Source organism: Microbacterium sp. NPDC078814 (genome assembly GCF_040702645.1).
Classification (GTDB): Bacteria; Actinomycetota; Actinomycetes; order Actinomycetales; family Microbacteriaceae; genus Microbacterium.
In genome coordinates, this window is record NZ_JBFBLT010000005.1 from 42,108 (window position 1) to 65,655 (window position 23,548).

At 71.5% G+C, this 23,548-nt stretch carries 24 protein-coding genes; 16 read left to right on the forward strand and 8 right to left on the reverse strand.

The genetic code is table 11. From position 1 onward, the window contains the following. Positions 1 to 7: 7 nt before the first annotated feature. Positions 8 to 1,705, reverse strand: a complete 1,698-nt coding sequence (locus tag AB0300_RS10970; protein WP_025102931.1) for an ABC transporter substrate-binding protein — start codon at positions 1,703 to 1,705, stop codon at positions 8 to 10. 265 nt (positions 1,706 to 1,970) lie between these two features. Between AB0300_RS10970 and AB0300_RS10975 the strand changes: the two genes are divergently transcribed. From AB0300_RS10975 to AB0300_RS11005, 7 genes are read left to right on the forward strand one after another with little or no spacing between them, the layout of a single operon-like run. Further along, on the forward strand, positions 1,971 to 2,687 hold the full coding sequence (locus tag AB0300_RS10975) for an NUDIX domain-containing protein (protein ID WP_025102930.1): 717 nt from the start codon (positions 1,971 to 1,973) through the stop codon (positions 2,685 to 2,687). Continuing rightward, entirely contained in the window at positions 2,684 to 4,021 is a 1,338-nt protein-coding gene (nadA, locus tag AB0300_RS10980; RefSeq protein ID WP_303708285.1) for a quinolinate synthase NadA, read from the forward strand. Before AB0300_RS10975 ends, nadA begins: the two co-directional genes overlap by 4 nt. Beyond that, positions 4,018 to 5,541, forward strand: a complete 1,524-nt coding sequence (nadB, locus tag AB0300_RS10985; RefSeq protein ID WP_366215997.1) for an L-aspartate oxidase — start codon at positions 4,018 to 4,020, stop codon at positions 5,539 to 5,541. Before nadA ends, nadB begins: the two co-directional genes overlap by 4 nt. Then, positions 5,541 to 6,392 carry a carboxylating nicotinate-nucleotide diphosphorylase gene (gene nadC, locus AB0300_RS10990; protein WP_366215998.1) on the forward strand — a complete coding sequence of 284 codons (852 nt, stop codon included), beginning with the start codon at positions 5,541 to 5,543 and terminating at the stop codon, positions 6,390 to 6,392. Before nadB ends, nadC begins: the two co-directional genes overlap by 1 nt. A gap of 4 nt (positions 6,393 to 6,396) precedes the next feature. Further along, positions 6,397 to 7,533 (forward strand): cysteine desulfurase family protein, encoded by a 1,137-nt coding sequence (locus tag AB0300_RS10995; protein WP_366215999.1) that lies wholly within the window; start codon positions 6,397 to 6,399, stop codon positions 7,531 to 7,533. A 23-nt stretch (positions 7,534 to 7,556) separates the two neighbouring features. After that, positions 7,557 to 8,504: a glycosyltransferase family 2 protein gene (locus AB0300_RS11000; RefSeq protein ID WP_366216000.1), complete on the forward strand. Its 948-nt coding sequence runs from the start codon at positions 7,557 to 7,559 to the stop codon at positions 8,502 to 8,504. A gap of 22 nt (positions 8,505 to 8,526) precedes the next feature. Beyond that, positions 8,527 to 9,300, forward strand: a complete 774-nt coding sequence (locus tag AB0300_RS11005) for an SDR family oxidoreductase (protein WP_249521481.1) — start codon at positions 8,527 to 8,529, stop codon at positions 9,298 to 9,300. 12 nt (positions 9,301 to 9,312) lie between these two features. Here AB0300_RS11005 and AB0300_RS11010 read toward each other — a convergent pair whose 3' ends face one another. Continuing rightward, complete coding sequence (locus AB0300_RS11010; RefSeq protein WP_366216122.1) at positions 9,313 to 11,388, reverse strand: ABC transporter ATP-binding protein; 2,076 nt, start codon at positions 11,386 to 11,388, stop codon at positions 9,313 to 9,315. Positions 11,389 to 11,553: 165 nt separating this feature from the next. Here AB0300_RS11010 and AB0300_RS11015 point away from each other — a divergent pair, with 165 nt between their 5' ends. Beyond that, positions 11,554 to 13,029, forward strand: a complete 1,476-nt coding sequence (locus tag AB0300_RS11015) for an MDR family MFS transporter (RefSeq protein WP_025102922.1) — start codon at positions 11,554 to 11,556, stop codon at positions 13,027 to 13,029. Positions 13,030 to 13,059: 30 nt separating this feature from the next. Here the strand turns inward: AB0300_RS11015 and AB0300_RS11020 are convergent, their stop codons facing one another. Continuing rightward, entirely contained in the window at positions 13,060 to 13,206 is a 147-nt protein-coding gene (locus tag AB0300_RS11020; protein WP_164498172.1) for a hypothetical protein, read from the reverse strand. A gap of 126 nt (positions 13,207 to 13,332) precedes the next feature. Between AB0300_RS11020 and AB0300_RS11025 the strand changes: the two genes are divergently transcribed. Both AB0300_RS11025 and AB0300_RS11030 read left to right on the forward strand, forming a co-directional pair. After that, positions 13,333 to 13,926, forward strand: coding sequence for a carboxymuconolactone decarboxylase family protein (locus tag AB0300_RS11025; protein ID WP_085606611.1), 594 nt, complete (start codon positions 13,333 to 13,335; stop codon positions 13,924 to 13,926). 23 nt (positions 13,927 to 13,949) lie between these two features. After that, on the forward strand, positions 13,950 to 14,534 hold the full coding sequence (locus AB0300_RS11030; protein WP_366216001.1) for a 1-acyl-sn-glycerol-3-phosphate acyltransferase: 585 nt from the start codon (positions 13,950 to 13,952) through the stop codon (positions 14,532 to 14,534). Between the two features lie 4 nt (positions 14,535 to 14,538). On the opposite strand, the gene AB0300_RS11035 is transcribed toward AB0300_RS11030, so the two are convergent. Further along, positions 14,539 to 14,742: a hypothetical protein gene (locus AB0300_RS11035; RefSeq protein ID WP_025102919.1), complete on the reverse strand. Its 204-nt coding sequence runs from the start codon at positions 14,740 to 14,742 to the stop codon at positions 14,539 to 14,541. 81 nt (positions 14,743 to 14,823) lie between these two features. Here AB0300_RS11035 and AB0300_RS11040 point away from each other — a divergent pair, with 81 nt between their 5' ends. After that, the gene (locus tag AB0300_RS11040) at positions 14,824 to 15,369 is read left to right on the forward strand and encodes a DUF6328 family protein (RefSeq protein ID WP_085606615.1); all 546 of its coding nucleotides are present in this window, start codon (positions 14,824 to 14,826) and stop codon (positions 15,367 to 15,369) included. Positions 15,370 to 15,403: 34 nt separating this feature from the next. On the opposite strand, the gene AB0300_RS11045 is transcribed toward AB0300_RS11040, so the two are convergent. Beyond that, the gene (locus AB0300_RS11045) at positions 15,404 to 15,964 is read right to left on the reverse strand and encodes a DNA starvation/stationary phase protection protein (RefSeq protein WP_085606617.1); all 561 of its coding nucleotides are present in this window, start codon (positions 15,962 to 15,964) and stop codon (positions 15,404 to 15,406) included. 152 nt (positions 15,965 to 16,116) lie between these two features. Between AB0300_RS11045 and AB0300_RS11050 the strand changes: the two genes are divergently transcribed. From AB0300_RS11050 to AB0300_RS11060, 3 genes are all read left to right on the forward strand, one after another. Next, positions 16,117 to 16,572, forward strand: coding sequence for a GNAT family N-acetyltransferase (locus tag AB0300_RS11050; RefSeq protein ID WP_025102916.1), 456 nt, complete (start codon positions 16,117 to 16,119; stop codon positions 16,570 to 16,572). Between the two features lie 108 nt (positions 16,573 to 16,680). Continuing rightward, positions 16,681 to 16,980: a Fe-S cluster assembly protein HesB gene (locus tag AB0300_RS11055; protein ID WP_085606619.1), complete on the forward strand. Its 300-nt coding sequence runs from the start codon at positions 16,681 to 16,683 to the stop codon at positions 16,978 to 16,980. A 121-nt stretch (positions 16,981 to 17,101) separates the two neighbouring features. Further along, entirely contained in the window at positions 17,102 to 17,764 is a 663-nt protein-coding gene (locus AB0300_RS11060; RefSeq protein ID WP_025102914.1) for a hypothetical protein, read from the forward strand. 15 nt (positions 17,765 to 17,779) lie between these two features. Here the strand turns inward: AB0300_RS11060 and AB0300_RS11065 are convergent, their stop codons facing one another. The 3 genes from AB0300_RS11065 to AB0300_RS11075 form a co-directional block, all read right to left on the reverse strand. Beyond that, complete coding sequence (locus tag AB0300_RS11065; RefSeq protein WP_025102913.1) at positions 17,780 to 18,349, reverse strand: alpha/beta hydrolase; 570 nt, start codon at positions 18,347 to 18,349, stop codon at positions 17,780 to 17,782. A gap of 144 nt (positions 18,350 to 18,493) precedes the next feature. After that, complete coding sequence (locus tag AB0300_RS11070) at positions 18,494 to 19,450, reverse strand: M20/M25/M40 family metallo-hydrolase (protein ID WP_366216002.1); 957 nt, start codon at positions 19,448 to 19,450, stop codon at positions 18,494 to 18,496. After that, the gene (locus AB0300_RS11075; protein WP_366216003.1) at positions 19,413 to 19,892 is read right to left on the reverse strand and encodes a M20/M25/M40 family metallo-hydrolase; all 480 of its coding nucleotides are present in this window, start codon (positions 19,890 to 19,892) and stop codon (positions 19,413 to 19,415) included. Before AB0300_RS11075 ends, AB0300_RS11070 begins: the two co-directional genes overlap by 38 nt. A gap of 198 nt (positions 19,893 to 20,090) precedes the next feature. Here AB0300_RS11075 and AB0300_RS11080 point away from each other — a divergent pair, with 198 nt between their 5' ends. Continuing rightward, positions 20,091 to 20,972 (forward strand): manganese catalase family protein, encoded by an 882-nt coding sequence (locus AB0300_RS11080; protein ID WP_085606628.1) that lies wholly within the window; start codon positions 20,091 to 20,093, stop codon positions 20,970 to 20,972. Between the two features lie 204 nt (positions 20,973 to 21,176). Continuing rightward, positions 21,177 to 23,537: a glycosyl hydrolase family 65 protein gene (locus AB0300_RS11085; RefSeq protein WP_366216004.1), complete on the forward strand. Its 2,361-nt coding sequence runs from the start codon at positions 21,177 to 21,179 to the stop codon at positions 23,535 to 23,537. The last annotated feature ends 11 nt before the right edge of the window (positions 23,538 to 23,548 follow it).

A 23,548-nucleotide genomic window follows, 5' to 3' on the forward strand; every position in this document is an offset into this window, starting at 1 on the left:
CATCGACTCAGCCGGCGGGCTTGATCTGCGTCAGCACGTAGCCGGCCGCGATCGCACCCCAGGACGGCGGGAAGGCGTAGAGGTCTTCCTCCGTCGGCCAGCCCGTGTAGTCCTTCGTGTTGTAGAAGGTCTGCGTCGCGTTGATCACGAGCGGGATGTACGGCAGGTCGCGCACGATCTCGGACTGGATCGTGCCGTACAGCTCCTTCTTCTCCGCTTCGTCGTTCGTGCTGATCGCGGACTGGATGGCGGCATCCACCGTCGGGTTGCTGTAGCGGCTGAAGTTCCAGCGACCGGCCGGGATCTCCGTGCCGACGGGGCTGGTGGACTCGACCTCGGTGCCGCCGAACCAGTCACGGTAGATCTGGAACGGGTCGGCGACCGACGTGCCGACGACACCGCCGACGATGAGCTGGAAGTCGCCACCCTGTCGGGCGTCGGAGAACTCCTGCCACTGCACGGTCGACGCGGTCACCTTGATGCCCGCGGCCTCGGCCTGCTCGGCGATGAGCTTCGCGGCGTCGTTGTAGTCGGTCCAGCCGTCGACCGAGATCAGGCTGAGCTCGACCGGAGCGCCGTCCTTCTCGTAGATCCCGGAGGAGCCCTTGGTGTAGCCGGCGGCCTCGAGGATCTCCCCGGCCTCGGCGGCGTCCGCCTCCTGCGGGCTGACCTCGTTGGCCGGGTCGGCGAGCCACTTCTCGTCGCGCGGCAGCAGCGTGTACGCGGGCGAGATGTCGCCGGTCAGGCCGACGAACGCCTTGTCCTTGATGGTGGCGCGGTCGATGGCGACGTTCAGCGCCTGGCGCACCGCGACGTCGGTCTGCGGGCCTGTGCAGCCGAGCTCGGCGTTCGAGCAGGTGTAGAGGACGGTCGGGTCCTGCGGGGTGTTGATCCACTCGATCTTGCCGTTGCCCGTGACGTCGTCCGGGTTCGGGATGAACATGCCCGTCCAGTCGAGCTTGCCGGCGGCGAGCAGGTCCTGCGCGGTCTGGTTGTTGTCGACCGCGATGTACTGGACCTTCTTGACCGCGAGCTCGTCGGCGCCGCGGTAGTTCTCGTTCGCGACCAGCGTGTAGGACTCGCTCGTGGTCTTGTCCACGACGTACGGACCGGAGCCGACGGGATCTTCGTTCGCGAAGTTCGCGAAGTCGGTGACGTCCTTCCAGATGTGCTCCGGGAGGATGTAGCTCGACCCCATCCGCTGGAACTCGGTCGTGTACTGGGCGGTGGCGTAGGTGAGGACGACGGTCGTGTCGTCGGTCGCCTCGGCCGAGACGAGTCCGTTGCCCTCGGGGTTGTTGGCCTCGTACGTGAAGGAGAAGACGACGTCGTCGGCGGTGAGCGGCTCGCCGTCGCTCCACTTCAGGTCGGGCTTGATCTTCACCGTGATCTGGGTGCCGTCCTCGTTGTACTCGAACGAGTCGCCGATCAGGCCGACGGGCTCGGCGTCCTGCGTCTTGTTGTAGAAGAACAGCGGCTCGTAGATGGGGCCGAGCGCACCGTGGAGCACGGTGGGCGCGAACGGGTTGTAGTTCGCGGTGATCGGCGTCTGGCTTCCTGCCCAGACGCGGAGTGCGCGGTCGCCGTCGGCGTTGCCGCCGTCGTCGCCGCCTCCACCGCTGCCGCAGGCCGTCAGGCCCAGGGCGAGGACCGAGGCCCCCGCGACCGCCGTGAGCGCGATCTTGCGCTTTCCGTTACGGATCATTCTTCATTTCCTCTCGGTGCTGCACTGCAGGAGGGATTCTCCGGTTGGAGCCGAACCCCGGGCGGGGTTCACGGGAACCCCGGGAGGTGGCCTGCGGCCGCCCTCGAAGGGGTTTGTTAGGACAGTAACCTAACAAACCCACCCCGGGGGGACAAGCCTTCCTGCGGGCGGGAGATAACGTTTCGGACTCGACGTCTTCCCTCGTCATGGGCGCGCACTAAAGGTCTCGATGACACTAAGATCGAATCCGGAGGTTAAGGTGCCTATGACTCGAAGTGCGGACATCCGCGTCGCCGTCTCGACGGTCATCCTCACGCTGCGCCGCGGTGACGACGGTCCGCCCGTGCTCGCGCTCCCCCTCGTCCGCCGCACCCGCGAGCCGTTCGCCGAGCGGTGGGCGCTCCCCGGCGGGTGGCTCACCCCCGAGGAGTCGCCGGTCGACGCCGCCGCCCGCACGCTCGCCGAGACGACCGGCCTCGCGCCCACCTACCTCGAACAGCTCTACGCCTTCGGCGCCGTCGACCGCTCCCCCACGCGGGTCGTCTCGATCGTGTACTGGGCGCTGCTGCGTCAGGACGACGTCGAAGCCCAGATCACCGCGCACCGGGCATCGGGCCGCGCGCCGGAGAACGTGGAGTGGTTCGATGTCGACGATCTGCCGGCGCTCGCCTTCGATCATCACGAGATCATCGAGTACGCGCTCTGGCGCCTGCGGAACAAGGTCGGGTACAGCCGCGTGGCCCAGGGCTTCCTGCCCGCCGAGTTCACGCTCGCCGAGCTCCGGGAGGCCTACGAGTCGATCCTGGGGCGCGCACTCGACCCCGCGAACTTCCGGCGGCAGGTCGAGTCCGCCGGCAACCTGACCCGCACCGACCGCTTCCGGACGGGCAGTCACCGCCCGGCCCGCCTGTACCGCGACGACACCGATCTCGAGCTGGCCGACCGCGGTCCGCTCCGCCCGGAGGAAACGAGAACCCGATGAGCACCACCTTCGTCCCGATGCCCGCCGTCCCGTCGTCGGATCCGTCCGTCGACCACGCCATTCAGGCCATCGTCGGCGGGGTCTCCACCGACGCCACCTGCACGACCGACCTCGCCGTCGGCCCCTGGGACTTCGACACACGCCCCGGCTACGGCCCCGGCTCCTCCATGGGCGATGTCATCCCCACCGGGGCTCCCCGGCAGGGAGAGCTCCCCGCGGCCTACCGCGAGGCCGGCGAGGCGGAGCTCCACCGACGCATCGAGGCGGCGAAAGCCACGCTCGGAGATCGCGTGGTGATCCTCGGGCACTTCTATCAGCGCGAAGAGGTCGTGACGCACGCCGACGAGGTGGGCGATTCGTTCCAGCTCGCCACCGCCGCCACGATGCGGCCGGACGCGGAGGCGATCGTCTTCTGCGGCGTGCACTTCATGGCCGAGACCGCCGACCTCCTCTCGCGTCCCGACCAGGCGGTGATCCTGCCGAACCTCGCCGCAGGGTGCTCGATGGCGGATATGGCCGACATCGACCAGGTGGAGGAGTGCTGGGAGCAGCTCGCCGACGTGCTGGGCGACCTCGACACCCCGGACGAAGACGGCCGCGTGCCGGTGATCCCCGTCACCTACATGAACTCCTCGGCGGCGATCAAGGGCTTCGTCGGGCGACACGGCGGCATCGTGTGCACCTCGTCCAACGCCGCCACGGTGCTGGAGTGGGCGTTCGCCCGCGGCCGCCGCGTGCTCTTCTTCCCCGACCAGCACCTCGGCCGGAACACCGCGAAGGCCATGGGGGTGCCCCTCGACCGGATGCCGATGTGGAACCCGCGGCGAGCGCTCGGCGGCTCCACCGCGGAGGAGCTCGTCGACGCGCAGGTGATCCTCTGGCACGGCTTCTGCTCCGTGCACCGGCGCTTCACCGTGGCGCAGATCGACCAGGCCCGCACGGAGCACCCGGGGGTCCGCGTGATCGTGCACCCGGAGTGCCCGATGGAGGTCGTCGACGCGGCGGACGAGGCCGGGTCCACGGAGTACATCCGCCGCGCCATCGCCGAGGCCACGGAGCCGACGACGTTCGCGGTGGGGACCGAGATCAACCTCGTGCGCCGCCTGGCCGCACAGTACCCGCAGCACCGGATCTTCTGCCTCGACCCGGTCGTGTGCCCGTGCTCCACCATGTACCGCATCCATCCGGGCTACCTCGCGTGGGTCCTGGAGGAGCTGGTCGTCGGCCGCACACCGAACCGCATCACGGTCTCCCCCGATGTCGCCGACCCGGCTCGCCTCGCGCTCGAGCGGATGCTGGCCGCCAAGCCGCCGGTGGCCGCCGGGGCACGATGAACGTCGTCGTCGTCGGCTCCGGTATCGCCGGGCTCACCGCCGCGCTGCACGCTCACGAGGCCGGGCACACGGTGACCGTCGTGACGAAGGGCGGCCTCGGGGGCGGATGCACGCCTCTCGCGCAAGGCGGCGTAGCCGGCAGCTACGGGCCCGGCGACAGTGCGGACGCCCATGCCGCCGACACGATCCGCGCCGGAGGGGGTTTGTGCGATCCGGCCGCGGTCGACGCGCTCGTGGCGGACGGCGCGGCCCGGATCGCCGAGCTCCTCGCCCGCGGCGTCACCTTCGACCGGACTCCGGGCGGAGCACTCGCCCGCGGGCGCGAGGCGGCGCACACCCATGCCCGCATCCTGCACGCCGGAGGCGACGCCACCGGAGCCGCGATCTCCGCGGCGCTGTGCGCAGCGGTGCGTCGCGGGCCCATCGCCGTCTGCGAGGGGACGATGCTCCTCGACCTCGTCGTCGAGGAGGGACGGGTCCGCGGGATCACGGTCCTCCGCGAGGGCGACACGACCGAGCTCCGCGCCGACGCCGTGATCCTCGCGACGGGCGGGGCGGGGCAGCTCTACGCGCACACGACCAATCCGCCGGAGGCGACGGGCGACGGCATCGCCGCGGCCCTGCGCGCCGGCGCCGCCGTCGCCGACCTGGAGTTCGTGCAGTTCCACCCGACCGCGCTTCCCGGCAGCCCCGTCTTCCTCCTCTCCGAAGCCGTCCGCGGCGAGGGCGCCGTGCTCCGCGACCAGGACGGGCGACGGTTCGTGTTCGACAGCCATCCCGACGGGGAGCTCGCGCCGAGGGATGTCGTCGCGCGGGCCATCGCCCGGCAGGCCGCCCGGCAGGGGGTGCCCGTGCACCTCGATGCGACGGCGCTGGGGGCGGACGCGCTCGCCCGCCGCTTCCCGACCATCGACAGGGTGACGCGCGCTCGCGGTTTCGACTGGTCCACGGAGCCCGTGCCGGTGACCCCCGCCGCGCATTACCTCATGGGCGGCATCGTCACCGATCGGCACGGACGGAGCACGATCCCGGGGCTGTACGCCGTCGGTGAGACCGCCCGCACCGGGGTGCACGGGGCGAACCGGCTCGCCTCCAACTCGCTCCTCGAAGGCGCCGTGTTCGGGGCCAGGGCCGCCGCCGCGCTGGACGGACCGTGGCCTCCCGTGGTCGACCGCCTCCCCTCCCCGCCGGCGACGACCAGGGAAGACGCCCTTGCGCCACCGGAGCCCCTTCCCCCGTTCGACCGCGCGGCGCTGCAGCGGCTGCTGTGGGACGAGGTCGGTCTGCACCGGACGGGCTCCGGACTGCAGCGCACCCTCCGAACCGTGTGCGCGTGGGCCGTCGGGATGCCACCCGCGTCCGACGTCCGCTCGCACGAGGACAGGAACCTGCTGCGGGTCGCCGAGGCCGCCATCCGCGCCGCCCTGGCCCGCCCCGTCTCGGTCGGCGCCCACCACCGCGACGACCACGCCCCCGCCGCGCCGACCGCGGCACACGCACCGATCCTGGAGACCGCCTGATGCTCACCCGCGCCACCCTGCACCGCGTCGTCGGAGCCGCGCTGGAGGAGGACGCCCCCTGGGGCGACCTCACCAGCACCACCCTGCTCCCCGCGGAGACGACGGCCACGGCCGACCTCGTCGCCCGCGAGGACGGGGTCTTCAGCGGCGGCGAGGCCTTCGCCACCGCGTTCCTCCTCACCGATCCCGACGTCACGGTCGACCTGCACGTGGGCGACGGCGATGCCTTCACCGCCTCCGACGTGCTGGCCACCGTGACCGGACCGGCCCGCGCGGTCCTCACGGCCGAGCGCGTCGCCCTGAACCTCGTGCAGCGGATGTCGGGCATCGCGACCCTCACCGCCGCCTACGTCAGCGAAGTCGAGGGAACGCGGGCGCGCATCGCCGACACCCGCAAGACGACGCCAGGACTGCGGGCGTTCGAGCGGCACGCCGTGGTGTCCGGCGGCGGCCGGAACCACCGGTACTCCCTCTCCGATGCGGTCATGGCGAAGGACAACCACCTCGCGGTGCTCCAGCGGTCCGGGCTCGACCTCGCGACGGCTCTTCGCGAGGCGCTCTCGCGGCTGCCGCACACCGCCCACGTCGTCGTCGAGGTCGACCGTCTCGACCAGATCCCGGCGGTGCTCGACGGCGGTGCCCACACGGTGCTGCTGGACAACTTCTCCCTCGACGACCTGCGCGCCGGGGTGGCCCTCATCGGCGAGCGCGCCACCGTGGAGGCCTCGGGCGGCGTCGACCTGACCACCGTCCGCGCCATCGCCGAGACCGGGGTGGATGTGATCTCGGTCGGAGCCCTCACGCACTCCGTGCGGGCGCTGGACCTCGGACTCGACCTCCGGATCGACTGAGTCCGTGCTGTACCTCGATCACGCCGCGACCTCGCCGGTACGCCCCGAGGTGAGGGCGGCCATGGAGCCCTACCTCACCGCGGTGTTCGGCAACCCCGCCAGCCACCACACCGCGGGCGAGACGGCGGCGCGGGCGCTGGAGGACGCCCGCACCAGGGTCGCCCGCGTCTTCGGGGCGCGGGTGGGCGACGTCGTCTTCACCGGCGGCGGCACGGAGGCGAACAACCTCGCCGTGAAGGGGATCACACTGGCAGCGCTCGCCTCCGGCCGGCGGCGCGTGGTGGTGTCGCCCATCGAGCACGAGTCGATCCGGGAGTCGGCAGCGTACCTCGCCCGGTTCCACGGGGTGACGGTCGCGATGCCCGCGGTGGACGGGACCGGGCGGATCGGGCCGGACGCCCTCGACACGGTGCTCACCGACGACACGGCCGTCGTGTCCGTCGGACACGCGAACAACGAGATCGGCACCGTCCAGGACATCGCCGCGCTCCGCGAGGTCGTCCGCGCCCGCCGCGTGCCCCTCCACGTCGACGCCGTGCAGTCGGCCGGCTGGCTGCCCCTGCACGATCTGGATGCCGACGCCGTGTCGGTCGCCGGGCACAAGCTCGGCGCTCCCAAAGGGACCGGGGCGCTCGTCGTCCGCGGACGCCTCCCTCTGGAGCCGCTCCTGCACGGTGGCGGCCAGGAGCGCGGACGACGGTCCGGCACGGTGGACGTCGCCGGAGCGGTCGGCCTGGCGACGGCGCTCGAGCTCGCGGAGCAGGAGCGCGCGGCCGCTGCGGCCCGAGCGGCAGAGGCCACGGCGCGCTTCATCGCCGAGGTGACCCGGCGGGTGCCCGATGCGACGCTGACCGGGCATCCCGCGCATCGGCTGCCCGCGATGGCGAGCTTCACGATCGCGGGTGTGAGCGGCGAGGCGGTGCTGTTGGAGCTGGAGCGCCGCGGGGTGATCTCGTCCAGCGGCTCCGCCTGCGCGGCCGGCAGCGACGAGCCCTCCCCCGTGCTGCTCGCCTGCGGCATCAGCCCGGAGGTCGCCCAGACGGCGGTGCGGTTCACCTTCGGGCGCACGGCGCTCCCGGCGGACGCTCCCGAGCGCCTCGCCGCACTGGTCGCGGAGGCGGTCGCCGCGGCCCGCGGCTGACGGACGGCTCTAGACTCGGCGGGGTGACCGCCCCCATCCCGATCGTGACGCTGATCGTGCCAGGACGCGACATCGCCGCGTTCGCCCCGGCCGCCCTCGACTCCCTCCGCGCGCAGACGGACGAGCGGTGGCGGGCCATCCTCATCGACGACGGCTCCACCGACGACACGGGAGCGATCTTCGCCGACGCCGCCGCGAGGGATGCCCGCTTCACCGTGGTGCGGCATGAGACTTCCGTCGGGCTCGGCGCCGCGCGCAATGTCGGCCTCACACGGGTCGACACGCCCTTCACGGGCTTCCTCGACGCGGATGACGAGCTGATGCCGGACGCGCTGGCGACGCTCGTGGGCACGCTCGAGCGCACGGGGAGCGACTTCGCCGCCGGCGCCTACGTGCGGCTGCGTCCCCGGGGGCGAGGATACGTGCCCGGCCGCGTGCAGCCGTGGGTGGCCGCGGCGACCTCTCCGGCCCGCCTCGGCACCACTCTGGCGGAGCACCCGCAGGCCGTGTCGAACATCGTCGCGTGGTCCAAGGTGAGCCGCACGGAGATGTGGTCCGACCTGCGGTTCCCCGAAGGGGTGGCCTACGAGGACCAGGTCGTCGCGCAGACGATGTACACCCGGGCGCGCGCCTTCGACGTGCTGCCGGACGTCGTGGTGCGCTGGCGCGTCCGAGCGGACGGCACCTCGATCACCCAGAGCAAGGCGCAGCTCCCCGTGCTCCGCGACTACCTCGCCGCGCTCCGCGGCGGCATCCGCGTCCTGCAGGAGGCGGGCGCGCACGCCGCCGTGACCGCCCGGCTCGACCTCATCCTCGCGATGGACGTCGCTCCGCTCCGGGAGATCGCGGACACCCATCCCGATCCCGCCTACGCGGCGGAGGTCTCCGCGTTCCTGGCCGAGCTGCGTGCCCTTCCCGAGTTCGCCGACGCCCGCCCCGACCCCACCCTCGCCGACGCCCTCGCGTGGTGAGCCCCGCCGGAAGGACCCCCGCATGACCGACTACCTCTCCTCGCTCTTCGCGCTCGACGGCCGCACCGCGGTCGTGACCGGCGGCAGCTCGGGCATCGGCCGCGGCATCGCGACGGCGCTCGCCCGGGCCGGCGCGGCCACGGTGATCGTCGCCCGCGGTGCGGAGCGCATCGCCGAGACCGTCGAGGAGCTGAACGCGCAGGGGTGCCGGGCCGCGGGCGTGGTCGGCGATCTGAGCACGCGCGACGGCATCCATGCGGTCGCGGAGGCCGCGGCCATCCCCTTCGGCGAGCCGGACATCCTCGTCAACTCCGCCGGCATCAACATCCGTCCGCCCTACGCCGAGATCACCGAGGCGGATTGGGACGCGACGATGACCGTCAATGCGCTCGCCCCGTTCCTCCTCGGTCAGCGCTGGGCGCAGGGCATGGCGGCGCGCGGGTTCGGGCGACTCATCCACATCAGCTCCCAGCAGGCGCACCGCGCGTTCGTGGGCAGCGGGGTGTACGGCGCCTCCAAGGGCGCGGTCGAGTCGCTCATGCGCTCGGAGGCCGAGGCCTGGGGCGGCACCGGTGTGACGAGCAACTCCCTCGTCCCGGGATTCGTCCTCACACCCCTGAACGCCCGCCTGCAGGAGGATCCCGCGACGATCGCGGCCCTCGCGGCCCGGACGATGATCGGACGCAACGGTCTTCCCGAGGACTTCGCCGCGGCAGCGGTCTTCCTCGCCGGTCCGGGTTCGGCCTACGTCACCGGCCAGTCGCTGTTCATCGACGGCGGGCTCTCCGTGCACTGACCCTCGCGGTCGTCACCCGTCGGTCGGGCGCGGCCGGGCCTCGGTGCTCGATGCTGTCGGCAGCGGGACGCCCGTCGTCAGCGCCACGACGGCATCGGCTGCGGCGGAATCCTCCGGCTCGCGATCCGCACGGCGCGCGGCGAGGCCGGCCTCGAGGCCCTCCTCGACACCGCCCCGGATCGCCGCCTCCTCCTCGGCCTCCGCTTCGATCTCCGCGTCGAGCACGCGCGACGCGGCCACCTGCTGCGCCGCCAGCTCGGCGTAGAGGCCGCCGTGCGCGAGCAACTCGGCGTGGGTGCCGGATTCCACGATGCGCCCGGCCTCCAACACATGGATGAGGTCCGCCCCCATGACCGTCGACAGGCGGTGCGCGATCGACAGGGTCGTGCGCCCCTTGGCCGCCTCGTCGAGGGCCTCCTGCACCACGCGCTCGGACACGGTGTCCAGGGCGGAGGTCGCCTCGTCGAGCAGGAGCACCGGCGGGTCCTTCAGCAGCACACGGGCGATCGCGATGCGCTGCTTCTCGCCACCGGAGAGCCGGTACCCGCGCTCCCCCACGACCGTGTCGTAGCCCTTCTCGAAGCCCGCGATGATGTGGTGGATGTTGGCCGCGGTGCAGGCGGCGACCAGCTCCTCGTCCGTCGCGTCGGGCTTCGCGTAGCGGAGGTTCTCCCGGATCGTCGCGTGGAACAGGTAGGTCTCCTGGGAGACGATGCCCACGTCGTCGATGATCGACTCCTGCGTGAGGGTGCGCACGTCGGCCCCCGCGAACAGCACCGCGCCGCCCTTGGCCTCGTACAGGCGCGGTGCGAGGTACAGGATCGTCGTCTTGCCCGCACCGGAGGGGCCGACGAAGGCGACGTGCTGCCCGGGCTCGGCCACGAAGGAGACCCCGTGCAGGGTGGGACGCGAGTCGGCCGCGGCATCCGGATACCGGAACACGACGTCCTGGAACTCGATGCGTCCACGCGGCCCGGGGGCCTGGGCCACGGCGATCGCATCGGGGGCGTCGGTGATCTCGGGCACGAGGTCCAGGTACTCGAAGATGCGGGCGAACAGCGCCGACGAGGTCTGCAGATCGAGCGAGACCCGCATGAGACCCATGAGCGGCATGAGCAGCCGCGCCTGGACCGTCGTGAAGGCCACGATCGTCCCCGCGGTGATCGCTCCCGTGCCGCCCGCGATGAGGTATCCGGAGACGAGGTAGATGACGGCGGGGACGCTCGCCATGATGACCTGGACGACCGCGAAGAAGCCCTGACCGCTCATGGCCCGCCGCACCTGGAGGCGCACCTGGTTGCGGTTCTCCTGCTGATAGCGCTCGGACTCGGTGCGCTGGCGGTTGAACGCCTTGGACAGCAGCATGCCCGAGACGCTCAGGGTCTCCTGGGTGATGGAGGTCAGCTCGGACAGCGACTCCTGGGTCTCCCCCGCGATGCGGGCGCGCACCTGTCCCACGCGTCGCTGCACGAGCACGAGGAACGGCATGAGCACGACGGCGATGAGGGTGAGGCGCCAGTCGATGAGGATCATCGCGACGAGTGAGGCGATCACCGTGACCGCGTTGCCGAGGATGCTGGTGACCGTGTTCGTCAGCACGCCCGAGACGCCGCCGACGTCGTTCTGCAGCCGGGACTGGATCACGCCGGTCTTCGTGCGGGTGAAGAAGCCGAGCTCCATGGCCTGCAGGTGCTCGAACAGCCGCACCCGGAGATCGCCCGTGACGCTGTTGCCGACCGTGGCCGTGAGCCAGGTCTGTGCGACGCCGAGGACCGCCGAGAAGAGGAAGAGGCCGACCATCGCGCCGACGAGCACGCCGAGCAGCGAGAGGTGGGGGCCGCCGCCGTCGACGGGGAACAGCGCGTCGTCGAAGATGCGCTGCACGAGGAGCGGCGGGATGACCGCGATGCCCGCGCCGAGCACCACGAGGACACCGGTGAAGAGGATGCGCCACCGGTAGGCGCTGAACAGGGCGACGACCCGGGTGCCGAGTCCGTCGATCTTCGGAGCCTCCGCGTTGAGCCGACGCTGGGCGTCCTCGTCCACGCCGCGGAAACCGCCCCGCGGACCACCGCCCATCCCGCCCATGCTCATGGCGCCAGCGTACTCACCCCCCAGGACACCGGCTCCGCTGTCTCGGCGTTCAGCGATATCCCAGATTTCGGAATGAAATGTCCGTCCGACCCGTTACGCTGAGTGATTCTCGCGAACTCTCGCACCTTCCTCTTCTCTCCGATGCCCTGGAGGCCGCCCATGTCTGCCGTCGATACCGGCTCCATCACGACGCCCCCCGCATCGAGCGGGGGCATCCCCCGCAAGGACATGCGGGTCATCTGGCTGCTGCTCGTCGCCGCCTTCGTCGCCATCCTCAACGAGACGACGATGGGCATCGCGATCCCGCACCTGAACACCGATCTCGGCATCCCGCCCGAGCTCGGGCAGTGGCTGACGAGCGCGTTCATGCTCACGATGGCGGTGGTCATCCCGACCACCGGCTTCATCCTGCAGCGCTTCACGACGCGACAGGTCTTCATCGCCGCGATGACGGCCTTCTCGCTCGGCACGCTCGTGGCGCTCGTCGCGCCCGGGTTCTCCGTGCTGCTCGTGGGTCGCGTGATCCAGGCCGCCGGCACCGGCATCATGATGCCGCTGCTGATGACGACGATCATGAACGTCGTGCCCGCGCAGTCGCGCGGCCGCATGATGGGCCGCGTCGGCCTCGTCATCTCGCTCGCGCCCGCCATCGGCCCGACGCTCGCGGGCGCCGTGCTGGACGCGTTCAACTGGCGCGCGCTGTTCGCGATCGTGCTGCCCATCGCCCTGATCTCGCTCGGCATGGGCGCGAAGTGGATGACGAACCTCGGCGAGACCCGCAAGGCTCCGCTCGACGTGCTGTCCATCCCGCTCGCGGCGCTCGGTTTCGGCGGCATCGTCTTCGGCCTCAGCCAGTTCGGCGGCGAAGGCGGTGCGGGCGGCACGACCGGCGTCATCGCCCTGGTCGTCGGCGCCGTCTCGCTCGCCCTCTTCGTCTGGCGCCAGCTCGTGCTGCAGCGGGTGGACGACGCGCTGCTCGACCTGCGCGTGTTCCGTTCGGCGAACTTCTCGCTGGCCGTCATCATCATGACGATCCTGGCGCTGTCGATGTTCGGCACGCTCACGCTGCTGCCGCAGTACCTGCAGAACGTCGCCGGACTCAGCGCTCTGGAGTCGGGCCTCATCCTGCTCCCCGGTTCGGTGCTGATGGGTCTCCTCGGACCGATCATGGGTCGCGTGTACGACGCGAAGGGCACCCGACCGCTGCTCATCCCCGGGACGATCCTCGTCTCGGCGTCGCTCTTCTTCTACTCGACGGTCGGCGAGCACACCGTGTGGTGGCTGCTGATCATCGTGCAGGCGGCCATGTCGGTCGGCCTCGCGATGTCGTTCACGCCCCTCTTCTCCTCGTCGCTGGGGTCGCTGCACCGTTCGCTGTACTCGCACGGCTCGGCCGTGCTGAACACGCTGCAGCAGGTCGGCGGCGCGGCCGGCGTCGCGCTGCTCACGGTCACGTACTCGGCCATCCTGCACGCCGGCGAGGACGAGGGCCTGTCGCGGGCGGTGGCGGGTGCTCCCGGTGCGCGGACGGCGTTCCTCATCGCGGCGATCATCTCGCTCGCCGCGGTCGCGCTCAGCCCGCTGGTGCGCAAGCCCGCCGACGACATCGGCGACGCGGCGCACGGCGGTCACTGACCGCGCAGAGACACCGACGGCGTCTGCTGCTCACCGCTCCTTCGGGGCGGGGATGTGGCAGACGCCGTTGCTGCAGTAGCCGGCGGCACCGCCGTCGAGCAGCTCGATCGCGCCCGGCAGCGGCTGCAGCCCGAGCGGCGCGTCCTGCCCGGTGCTCTCCTGCTTCGATTCGGTCATCCCTCGATCGTACGCCTGCCAGGAGCACCGGGCGCCGCACGCTCTTCTCTGGGAGGCGACAGCGGCGTATCGTTCCCGGCGGGGGGTGCACGCCCTCGCCGCGCGCCCCGGAGCCGAGGAGGCGCCATGATCATCCACCCGCCCGAACGGGCCACCGCGACCGGGCATGTCGCGGCGATGTACGAGAGCGACCTCGCCGACGACGGGATCGTGTTCGCACACACCCGGGCCATGGCCGTGAACCCCGAAGCCCACGCCGCCTTCGAGGCGCTCGTCCGCGCGGTCGTCCCGTCGATCGGCGTGGGAGTCTACGAAGCCGCGACCCTCGGTGCGGCGCGGGCCCTCGGTTCCGCGCACTGTCTGCTCGCCCACGGCCGCCGCTCCCTCCGCGCCGGAGTCGTCGACGAGGCGGGACTCGCCGCCTTCGCCGCCGGAGACGACCGCGGTTTCACGGAGCAGGAGCAGGTCGTGATCCGCTTCGCCGCACGCCTGTCGACGGATCCGTCGGCGATGACCGATGCGGACACGCAGGAGCTGCGCGAGGCGGGGTTCAGCGACCGGCAGATCGTGGACATCACCCTGGCGGCGGCGGCGCGCAACTACTTCAGCAGGGCATTGCTCGCGCTGGCCGTCCCCGTCGAGGAGGTCTCCGGGCTGGACCCCACTCTCGCCGCGGCGCTCACGCACGCCTCCGCGGCCGAGCCGCCAGGTGATCGATAGGCCGCTCCCCTTAATCTGGACGGATGCTCCGACGATTCCTCGCCCGCGTGTACTGGGCCGTCAGCCGGTGGACCCTCGTCGCCGACGCCGCCCCCACGCGGCCGACCGTCCTGATCGGCGCCCCGCACACCTCGAACTGGGACTTCGTGCTCATGCTCGCGATCGCCTGGCGGCTGGGCATCGAGGTGCACTGGCTGGGCAAGAAGAGCCTGTTCCGCGGCTGGCGCGGCCCGATCATGCGCGGCCTCGGCGGCATCGCCGTCGACCGGGCGGATCCGGCACGCATCGTCGGCGAGGTCGTGGACCAAGTGCACGCCGGGTCCGTGTTCGGCCTCGTCGTCACCCCCGACGGCACCCGCGGCGGCAACGAGTACTGGAAGAGCGGCTTCTACCGGATCGCGCGTGCCACCGGCATGCCGGTCACCCTCGGCTTCGTCGACCGCCACACGATGACGACCGGCCTCGGGCCGACGATCGACCTCACGGGAGACGTGGCCGCCGACATGGACCGGATCCGCGCGTTCTACGCCGACAAGCACGGCGTGCGTCCGGAGCGCTGCACGGAGCCGCGGCTGCGCGAGGAGACGGCCGAGCGGCCGGAGGGCTGACGCCTCACTCCTCCGCGGGCGCGTGGTCTCGGGCGTACGCGAGGTCGTCGTCGGACAGCGACTCGATCATTCCGACCACCGCTCCGGTGATCTCCCTGATCTCCTCGCGGACGTCCTCATCGAGGTGCCGCGAGCCGCTGCCGATGACCGCTCGGCGCGCCTCGTCGGACAGCTCGGGCCACCATTCGTCGATCGGGGGCAGGGTCATCTCGGGTCCTTTCCTGAGGCGTCTCCGCCGGGCCGCGCAAGGTCCTGGACAGCGGCGGATCGTGCCCACGAGACTATCGCCATGAGAGCAGAACCCCGTGGCGCCGCGGACGAGCGCGACGACCGCGACGACGGCCGCGACGAGACCCCGAACGAGCGCGCGGACCGCAACTGGGAGGAGCTGCTGCAGGAGCTGCGGGTCATGCAGACCGGCACCCAGATCCTCACCGGATTCCTTCTGGCGGTGGCCTTCCAGCCGCGCTTCACCGACATGGACGAGTTCCAGCGCGATTTGTACGTCGTCCTCGTGGCCCTCGCCGCTCTCGCGACGATCCTCGCCCTCGCCCCCGTCGGCATCCACCGGGCCCTGTTCGGCAGCCGGCTGAAGCCCGAGCTCGTCCGGACGGCGGCGCGGCTGGTGAAGATCGACCTGTTCGTGATCGGCGCCCTCACGATCGGCGTCACGACCCTCATCATCGACTTCACGGTCAGCCGGACCGCCGGGATCATCGCGCTCGTCGCGTCCCTCGTGCTCGTGGTCGGACTGTGGATGGCGCTGCCCGGCCTGCTGCGGCGCGCCCGAGCGCGGGCGCGATCACACGACGGACCGCCGCCCCCGTCGGCGTGAGCGCGACGAGGGCGGCGGTGGGACAGCGGGTCGATCAGCGACCGGCGGGGCTGCGGTTCTCCGCGCTCACCATCCAGGCGAACTGCTCCAGCCGCTCGATGACGGCGTGCAGCAGATCGGCGGACGTCGGGTCCTCCTCGTCGACGGCGTCGTGCACGTCGCGCATGGTTCCGACCGCGGCCTCGAGGCGCGCGGTGACGAGGTCGATGGTCTCCGTCGTGGACACCTCGCCGGTCGGGAACTCCGGCAGCGTGGTCGTCTTCGCGATCGTGGCGCTGCGGCCGTCGGGGACGGCGTGCAGCGCGCGCATGCGCTCCGCGATGGTGTCGCTGAACGTCCGGGCGTCCTCGATGATCTCGTCGAGCTGACGGTGGGTGTCGCGGAAGTTCCGTCCGACGACGTTCCAATGCGCCTGCTTGCCCTGCAGCGAGAGCTCGAGCAGATCGACGAGCACGGCCTGCAGGTTCGCCGCGAGGGTCGGGGATGCCGTGAACCCCTTCTCCGCGTTCTGCTGGCGCGTGGTCTTGACGCCGGCCTTCGCCGCCCCGTCCTTGCTGCGGGAGCTGCTGGTCTTCTTGGACTTCGTGTCTGCCATGGTGTGACCTCCTGCTGTCACGGTAACCCCGCCACGCGGCCGATTCGAGGGGGTTGACACCCACCGGGCGCACCCCCGAACGTGAGGGAGGCGACACGGCCATCACGAGAGGCGGAACAGTGGGAACAGCAGCACAGGAGGATCGACCCGAGGTGGTCATCGCCCCTCTGACCGCGGCGGATGCCGGCGAGGTGCTCACGATCCAGCGGGCGGCCTTCGTGTCGGAGGCGGCGATCTACGGGAGCGTCGACATGCCGCCGTTGACCCAGACGCTCGCCGAGATGGAGGCCGAGCTCACCTCGGAGCGCGGCCTGGGTGCCCGGATCGACGGCCGCCTGGTCGGAGCCATCCGATTCGTCGAGGACGACGACCTGCTCCTGATCGGACGGATCGCGATCGCCCCCGACATGCAGGGCGAGGGCATCGGCCGGAAGCTCCTCGAGGCGGCCGAGCAGGCCTCCGACGCCCGCGAGTCCGAGCTCTTCACCGGAAGCCTCAGCGAGGCGAACATCCGGCTGTACGAGTCCTGCGGATACGAGGAGCGCGAACGGGTGCCGCAGGGCGACGGCACCGCCCAGGTCTTCCTCCGCAAGCGGCTGCGAGGTTAAGGGCAGCGCCCCCGTCGGCGCAAGGGGGTCGAGGGGATCCGGGGCGATGGGGAATCGTAGCCGGGACATGTCGCGACCGCGTCATGCCCCAACCGGAAAGGAGAGCTCGTGCTCACCCTCACCGACAACGCCACCGCCATCGTGTCGACCCTTGTGAGTCGACAGAACGACGCGCCGGCCGCCGGGCTGCGCATCCACACCGCCGAGGCGCAGGACGATTCGGGCGCGGCCCGGCTCGCCGTCGCCGTGACCGCCGACCCGGAGCCCGCCGATCAGGTCGTCGAGCTGTCGGGCACGCGCCTGTTCCTCGACGAGGCCGCCGCCTCCGCGCTCGACGACAAGGTCCTCGACGCGGGCGTGGACGACGAGGGCTCCGTGTCCTTCGCCGTGCTCCCTCAGGTCGCCTGAGACCTCAGACTTCGGACGCCGCGGCCGCCCCGGCCGCGGCGTCCGTCCGTCTCCGAGCACGCTCTGATAACGAGGTCCGCGCCTTCGGGGCACCCGGCCGCAAACGCTCTAGCATCGGAGCATGCGACGACCTGCTTCTCTTCTTCTCGCCCTTGCCGCCACCGCGCTCGCGGTGACGGCCTGTGCTCCCGCGAACTCGGCCGAGCCGTCCGCGTCTCCTCGTCCCTCGGAGACCACCAGCGCATCGCCGACGCCGACGGAGACCACGTCCGCGCAGATCGTGGTGACGCTGGACGGTCTGACGGTCACCGGCGCGGAAGACCGGAGCGCCGATTACACGGACGCCGCCGCCCTTCTCGAGCTCCTCCAGGAGGTCACCGGCCAGCTTCCCGAGCCGGAGAGCGTGGAGATCTTCCCCGGCGAGGCCTCCACGCTGGAGGCGTACGACTGGGAGGGCCTGCGCGTCCTGGCCGACAGCACCGGCGAGGCCCCGGCGAGCGTCTCCGTCACCGCGGCCGAGGTGGCGGGCCTCCCCGTCGTCACCGAGGACGGATTCCGCGTCGGCAGCACCCGCGCCGAGCTCCGCGCCGCCGATGCCTGGGCGCTGACGGATGCGGAGGACCCGGAGACGGCGAGCGAACTCGGGCTCGGCGGCCGCGAGGTGCCGGACACCGAGTCCCTGACCCGCCCGGGCTCCACCGGGATCATCTACACGATGTTCGTGCTCGACGGCGACACCGTCACGCAGATCATGGTCCCCGCGAACGACTTCAGCGACCTCTGACCCGCGGCGTCACCCTCAGTCCCAGTCCAGGTACTCCTCGAGCACGACGGCCGTCTCGATGGGGTGCGTCATCGGGAAGAGGTGATCCCCGCCCTCGACGACCTTGATGCTGGCGCGCTCCGGAGCCGTGGCGCGCAGGCTCTCGGCGTTCGCGGGCGGGGTGACCTCGTCGGCCGTCCCCTGGATCAGCAGCACCGGGATCACCGGGGCGAGGGGCGTCTCCACGTCTTCCACGCCGAGGAGTGCGAGACCGTTCACGCGCTCCGGATGAGCCAGCGCGAATGACCGTGCGATCGTGCCGCCGAAGCCGTGTCCGCCGATCCACGTGTCGCCGAGGCCGAGGTGGTCGATGACGGCGAGCGCGTCCGCGACGCGGTCGTCGATCGAGACGTCGGCGTCATCCGCGCGATGGCCGATCCGCACCACGTGGAATCCGGCCTCCTCGGCGAGGTAGTGACCGACCACTCCGAGCACGTCGGCGGCCAGGCCGCGCTCCTGGATGAGCACGAGCCTGACCGGCCCGTCACCCTCGTCGACGAAGGGGATGGCGCGGCCCTCGGGCTCGAAGATCTGGGTGTCGGTCATCGGCGTCGTTCTCCTCAAGCCGTCGGTGTCAGGTTCGCAGGCGTCGTCCGCGCCGGGCTCCTGCGGCCGGGCACCGGGCGGTGGCGCCTGCGTCCAGCGTAGCCCGCCGGGGGACGAGCCTCCTCCTCGCATCCCCCGGCGGAGTCATGAGGCGGCGGCGAGCTCGCGCCACAGATGCGCGAGCGTCGCGGCGCCGCGGACGAGCATGCGCAGATCGATGCTCTCGTCGCTCGCATGCCAGTGGTCTTCGGGCAGCCCTGTACCGAGGAAGATCACCGGGGCGGCGAGTTCCCGGGACAGCAACTCCGCCGGACCTCCCCCGGCGTTCCCCATCCGCCCCTGCACCGCGTGGCCGTAGCCGCGGGCGAGGGCGCGCTCCAGGGCGTCGCGCATCGGCCCGGGCGGGGAGGCGTACGGTTCCTGCGCGATGTCCTCGTCGACCTCGAGACGGTACGTCGCCTCCGGGGGCATGACGTCGGCGATGAAGGCGCGGAGCGCGTCGGCGACGTCATAGTTGCGCTGGTCGGCGACGGTCCGGATGCTCAGCGAGGCCATGGCCTCCCGGGGGATGACGGAGCGCTCGATGCCCTCCGGGTCACCGGCGAGCAGCGAGATCACCTCGATGGCCGGGCGCACCCACAGGCGCTCCTTCGGGGTGAACCTCTTCTCCCCCACGATGACCCTCGTCTCGGTGCGCCGCGTCCAGTCGTCGGGATCGAACGGCAGCGCATCGAGCTCCGCGGCCCGCTCGTCGGTGAGCGGGGCCACGCCGTCATGGAAGCCGGGGATCGCGATGCCTCCGTCCTCGTCGTGCAGCTGCGCGAGCACCCGGGACAGGACGAGGGCCGGATTCACGGTCACGCCGGAGGCGGCGCCGCTGTGCACGTCCCGGTCGGGCCCCTGCACCGTGAGCGTCGCGGTCAGCGTCCCGCGCATCGAGGTCACCGGAGCCGGGGAGTCGGCCCCCCACTGCAGGGTGTCCGAGAACACGACGAGGTCGCACGCGAACCGATCGGGGTCAGCCTCCAGGAGGTTCTTGAGGTGCGGGGAGCCGATCTCCTCCTCACCGTCGACGAGCAGCTTGAGGTGCACCCCCCGCATCGGGGCCGTCCACGGCGGCGAGCGCGCGCTGGGCCCAGACGTGCGCGAGCGCCTGACCCTTCGCGTCCGATGCCCCGCGCCCGTAGAGGCGCCCCTCTCGGAGCACCGGCACGAACGGCGCCGTCTCGCTCCACTCCTCCGGCTTCGCGTGCCGGACATCGTGGTGGGTGTAGACGAGCACGGTGGGCGCCCCCGGCGCGCCGTCCCGCTCGGCGAACACGGTCACCGCATCGCCCGCGGGGAGCAGCGTCGTCGTGAAGCCCGCGTCCCGCAACTCGGCGGCGATCCAATGAGCCGACCGCACGCCGTCGATGCGGCGCTCGGGGTCCGCCGACACGGACGGGATCTCGACCCAGGCGGAGAGTCGGTCGACCATCTCGTCCCGATGGGCTTCGAGGAACGCGCCGATCGCGTCGTCCGCGGCTGCCGTCTGATCCCCCATGCCCACAGCATGCCCGGGGGGACGCGGAGGAGAGCGGGGGGGGTTGACGGCGCCGATGCCGACCGGCTACCACGCGAGGTGACACCTCACGTGCCGAGTGTGATTGTCCCACGCGACTCCGGGTCTGGAAAGGCCCTGAGTGGATGGGCCGACCGGGCGTTGCATGGCCAGCCCATCCCCAGAAGAGAAAGGCTCGATATGTTCTTCCATCGACAGGAGCTCCAATTCTCCGCGACGCCCGAGGCCCCGGACGCCGTGTACGCCCGCAAGCTGCAGGAGGTCCTCGGCGGGCAGTACGGCGAGATCACCGTCGCCCTGCAGTACCAGTTCCAGGCGTGGAACATGCACATCCCCGGCAAGTACCGCGACCTCGTCTTCGGCATCGGGGCCGAGGAGATGGGCCACGTCGAGATGCTCGCGGTCATGATCGCGCAACTCCTCGAGAAGTCCCCGCTCGGCATCACGGAGGACGCCGTGCAGGACGACCCGACGGTCGCCGCGATCGTCGGCGGTACGGACGTGCAGCAGGGCATCGTCGCCGGTGCCGGCGCCCGCCCGGTGGACAGCAACGGCAACCCGTGGCAGGGCTCGTACATCACCGCGAGCGGCAACCTCCTCGCCGACTTCATGGCCAATGCGAACGCCGAGATGCAGGGCAGGGTGCAGGTCGCCCGGCTCTACCACATGACCGACGACCACGGCGTGCGCGATCTGCTGAGCTTCCTGCTGGCGCGCGACACCATGCACCAGAACCAGTGGCTCGCCGCCGCGGAGGAGCTGAAGGCCGAGGGCGCCGAGAAGCTGCCCGTGCCCAGCAACTTCCCGCTGTCCAAGGAGCACCGCGACGTGTCGTACCAGTACCTCAACTTCAGCGACGGTCCTGCCGCCGCGGAAGGCACATGGGCATCCGGACCGACGCCGGACGGACATGGCGAGTTCAGCTACCACGAGGGCCCCACGACCACGGCCGAGATGCCTCCGCCCACCCACCCCGACGCGCGCTTCTACGGCACGACCGAACTGCCGAACGTCGTGGAGAAGGTGGCCGGCGCCGCGCAGGACGCGCTCCACAAGGAGTGAGCGGCCGCCGTTCGACGGGGTGGGCGTCGCGCGCCCGCCCCGCCGGCCGTCCTACCGGACCGGGTCGACGCGGCGCAACTCCCTCGTGCCGGTGCATCGGTGCGGATACCGTCGAGGCACACGGTCTCCGGCAGAAGGGAACTCCATGCTCCTCGGCATCCTCAGCTCCTCCGCGGACAGAAGCCTCGGGGCCGGGGCGCGCCGATGACGGCGTGCTTCACGGTCGAGCCGTGGGCCGTCGGCATCGAGAGCGTCGACACGGCCCATCTCGCGCAGGAGGAGTCCGTCTTCGGTCTCTCCAACGGCCACATCGGCTGGCGGGGCAATCTCGACGAAGGCGATCCGCGGGGTGTGGCGGGCAGTTACCTCAACGGCGTGTTCGAAGAGCATCCGATGCCGTATGCAGAGGACGGGTACGGCTACCCCGAGACGGGGCAGACGGTGATCAACGTGCCGAACGGGCAGCTCATCCGCCTGTTGGTCGGCGACGAGCCGTTCGACGTCGAGCACGGGACCGTCCATGCGCACACCCGCCGCCTCGACCTGCGCGAAGGCACCCTCCACCGGGAGGTCGACTGGGAGTCAGCCGAGGGACGTCGGGTGCACATCAATTCGACCCGTCTGGTCTCCCTGGAGCACCGGTCGCTGGCAGCCGTGCGCTACCGCGTGCAGGCGCTCGACGCTCCGCTCGCGGTCACCGTGCTGTCCGAGGTGCTCGCGAACGAGCCGCTTCCCGTGACCCATGACGATCCGCGGGTGCAGGAGCTCCTCGCCCGTCCGCTGGAGGCCGTCGCGGCATCGGAGCGCGGCGCGCGGAGCACGCTGTTGCACCGCACCCGCGGCAGCGGTCTGCGTGTGGCGGTGAGCGCGGACCATCTCGTGCAGATCTCCGGAGAGGGGACGCCGGACGTGACGACCGAGGTGGACGACGATCTGGCGCGCACGCGCATCCGCGTCGACCTCGCCCCCGGCGAGGAGCTCGAGGTCGTCAAGCTCGTCGGACACGAGTGGTCGGCGTCCCTCGCACCGCAGACGCTGCGTGACCGCGCGGAGGAGGCCGTGGAGGAAGCGGCTCGCCTGGGGTGGGACGAACTCGTGGCGGGACAGCGCGCCGTCCTCGATCGGTACTGGGAGTGCGGCGACGTCCGTATCGAGGGCGATGCCCGGCTGCAGCAGGCCGTGCGCTTCGCGCTGTTCCAGGTGTTCCAGGCGTCGGCGCGCGCCGAGGCTCGATCCGTGCCGGGCAAGGGTCTCACCGGCTCGGGCTACGAGGGCCACACATTTTGGGACTTCGAGGCGTTCGTGCTCCCCGTGCTCACCTCGACCGCTCCGGATGCCGCGCTCCAGGCACTGCGCTGGCGTCATGCGACGCTGGATCACGCCAGGGAGCGGGCGCGCACGCTCGGCCTGCGCGGGGCGTCCTTCGCCTGGCGCACGATCGACGGACGCGAGAGCTCCGGGTACTGGCCCGCGAGCACGGCGGCCTTCCACATCAACGCCGCCGTCGCGGGTGCGGTGATGCACTACGTCCGCACGACGGGCGACCAGGACTTCGAGCGGGAGGCGGGCACGGAGATCCTCGTCGAGACCGCGCGCCTCTGGTTGTCCCTCGGGCGCCGGGACGACGACGGCGGCTTCCACATCGACGGGGTCACCGGGCCCGACGAGTACACCGCCGTGGTCGACGACAACGTCTACACCAACCTCTCCGCCCGCCGGAACCTCCGCGGAGCCGCGGCAGCCGTCCGACGTCATCCGGACGTCGCCGCCCGCCTCGGCGTGGACGACGACGAGATCTCCGCGTGGGAGGCCGCCGCCGACGGCATGACCGTGCTCTACGACGAGGAGCGGAAGGTGCACCCGCAGTCGGCGGGGTTCACCGCGCACGCCCGGTGGGATTTCGACGCCACCGGCCCCGACGACTATCCGCTGCACAGTCACTTCCCCTACTTCGACCTCTATCGCAAGCAGGTGCTGAAGCAGGCCGACCTCGTGCTGGCGCTCTACACCGCGCACGAGGAGTTCACGTGGGAGGAGAAGGCCAGGGCGTTCGCCTACTACGACGCCCTCACCGTGCGTGACTCCTCGCTCTCCGCGGCCGCGCAGGCCGTGATCGCCGCCGAGGTGGGTCATCTCGAGCTCGCATCGGCGTACCTCGCGGAGCTCGCCGCCCTCGACCTGGACGACCTCCACGGCAACACGGACGAGGGACTCCACATCGCGGCCCTCGCCGGCATCTGGACGGGAGTCACGGCCGGCTACGGGGGCATGCGGGAGGGAGACGACGGCCTGTCCTTCCGGCCGCAGCTCCCGGACGGGGTGACCCGTCTCGCGTTCGGCGTGCGGCTGCACGGCTGCATCCTGCACGTCGACATCACGCCGGCGGAGACGACCTACCGGCTGAGCGCTGGCGAACCGGTGACGATCCGGCACGCGGGCGAGGAGCTCGTCCTGCACGCCGGCGTTCCGTCGAGACTGCCGACGCCGGACCGCGTCGAGCCGCTCACTCCGGCCCCGGTGCCGCCACGCTGGCGGGAACCGGGACGACCGCGCGCCGGCGACTGAGGCGGCGTTCG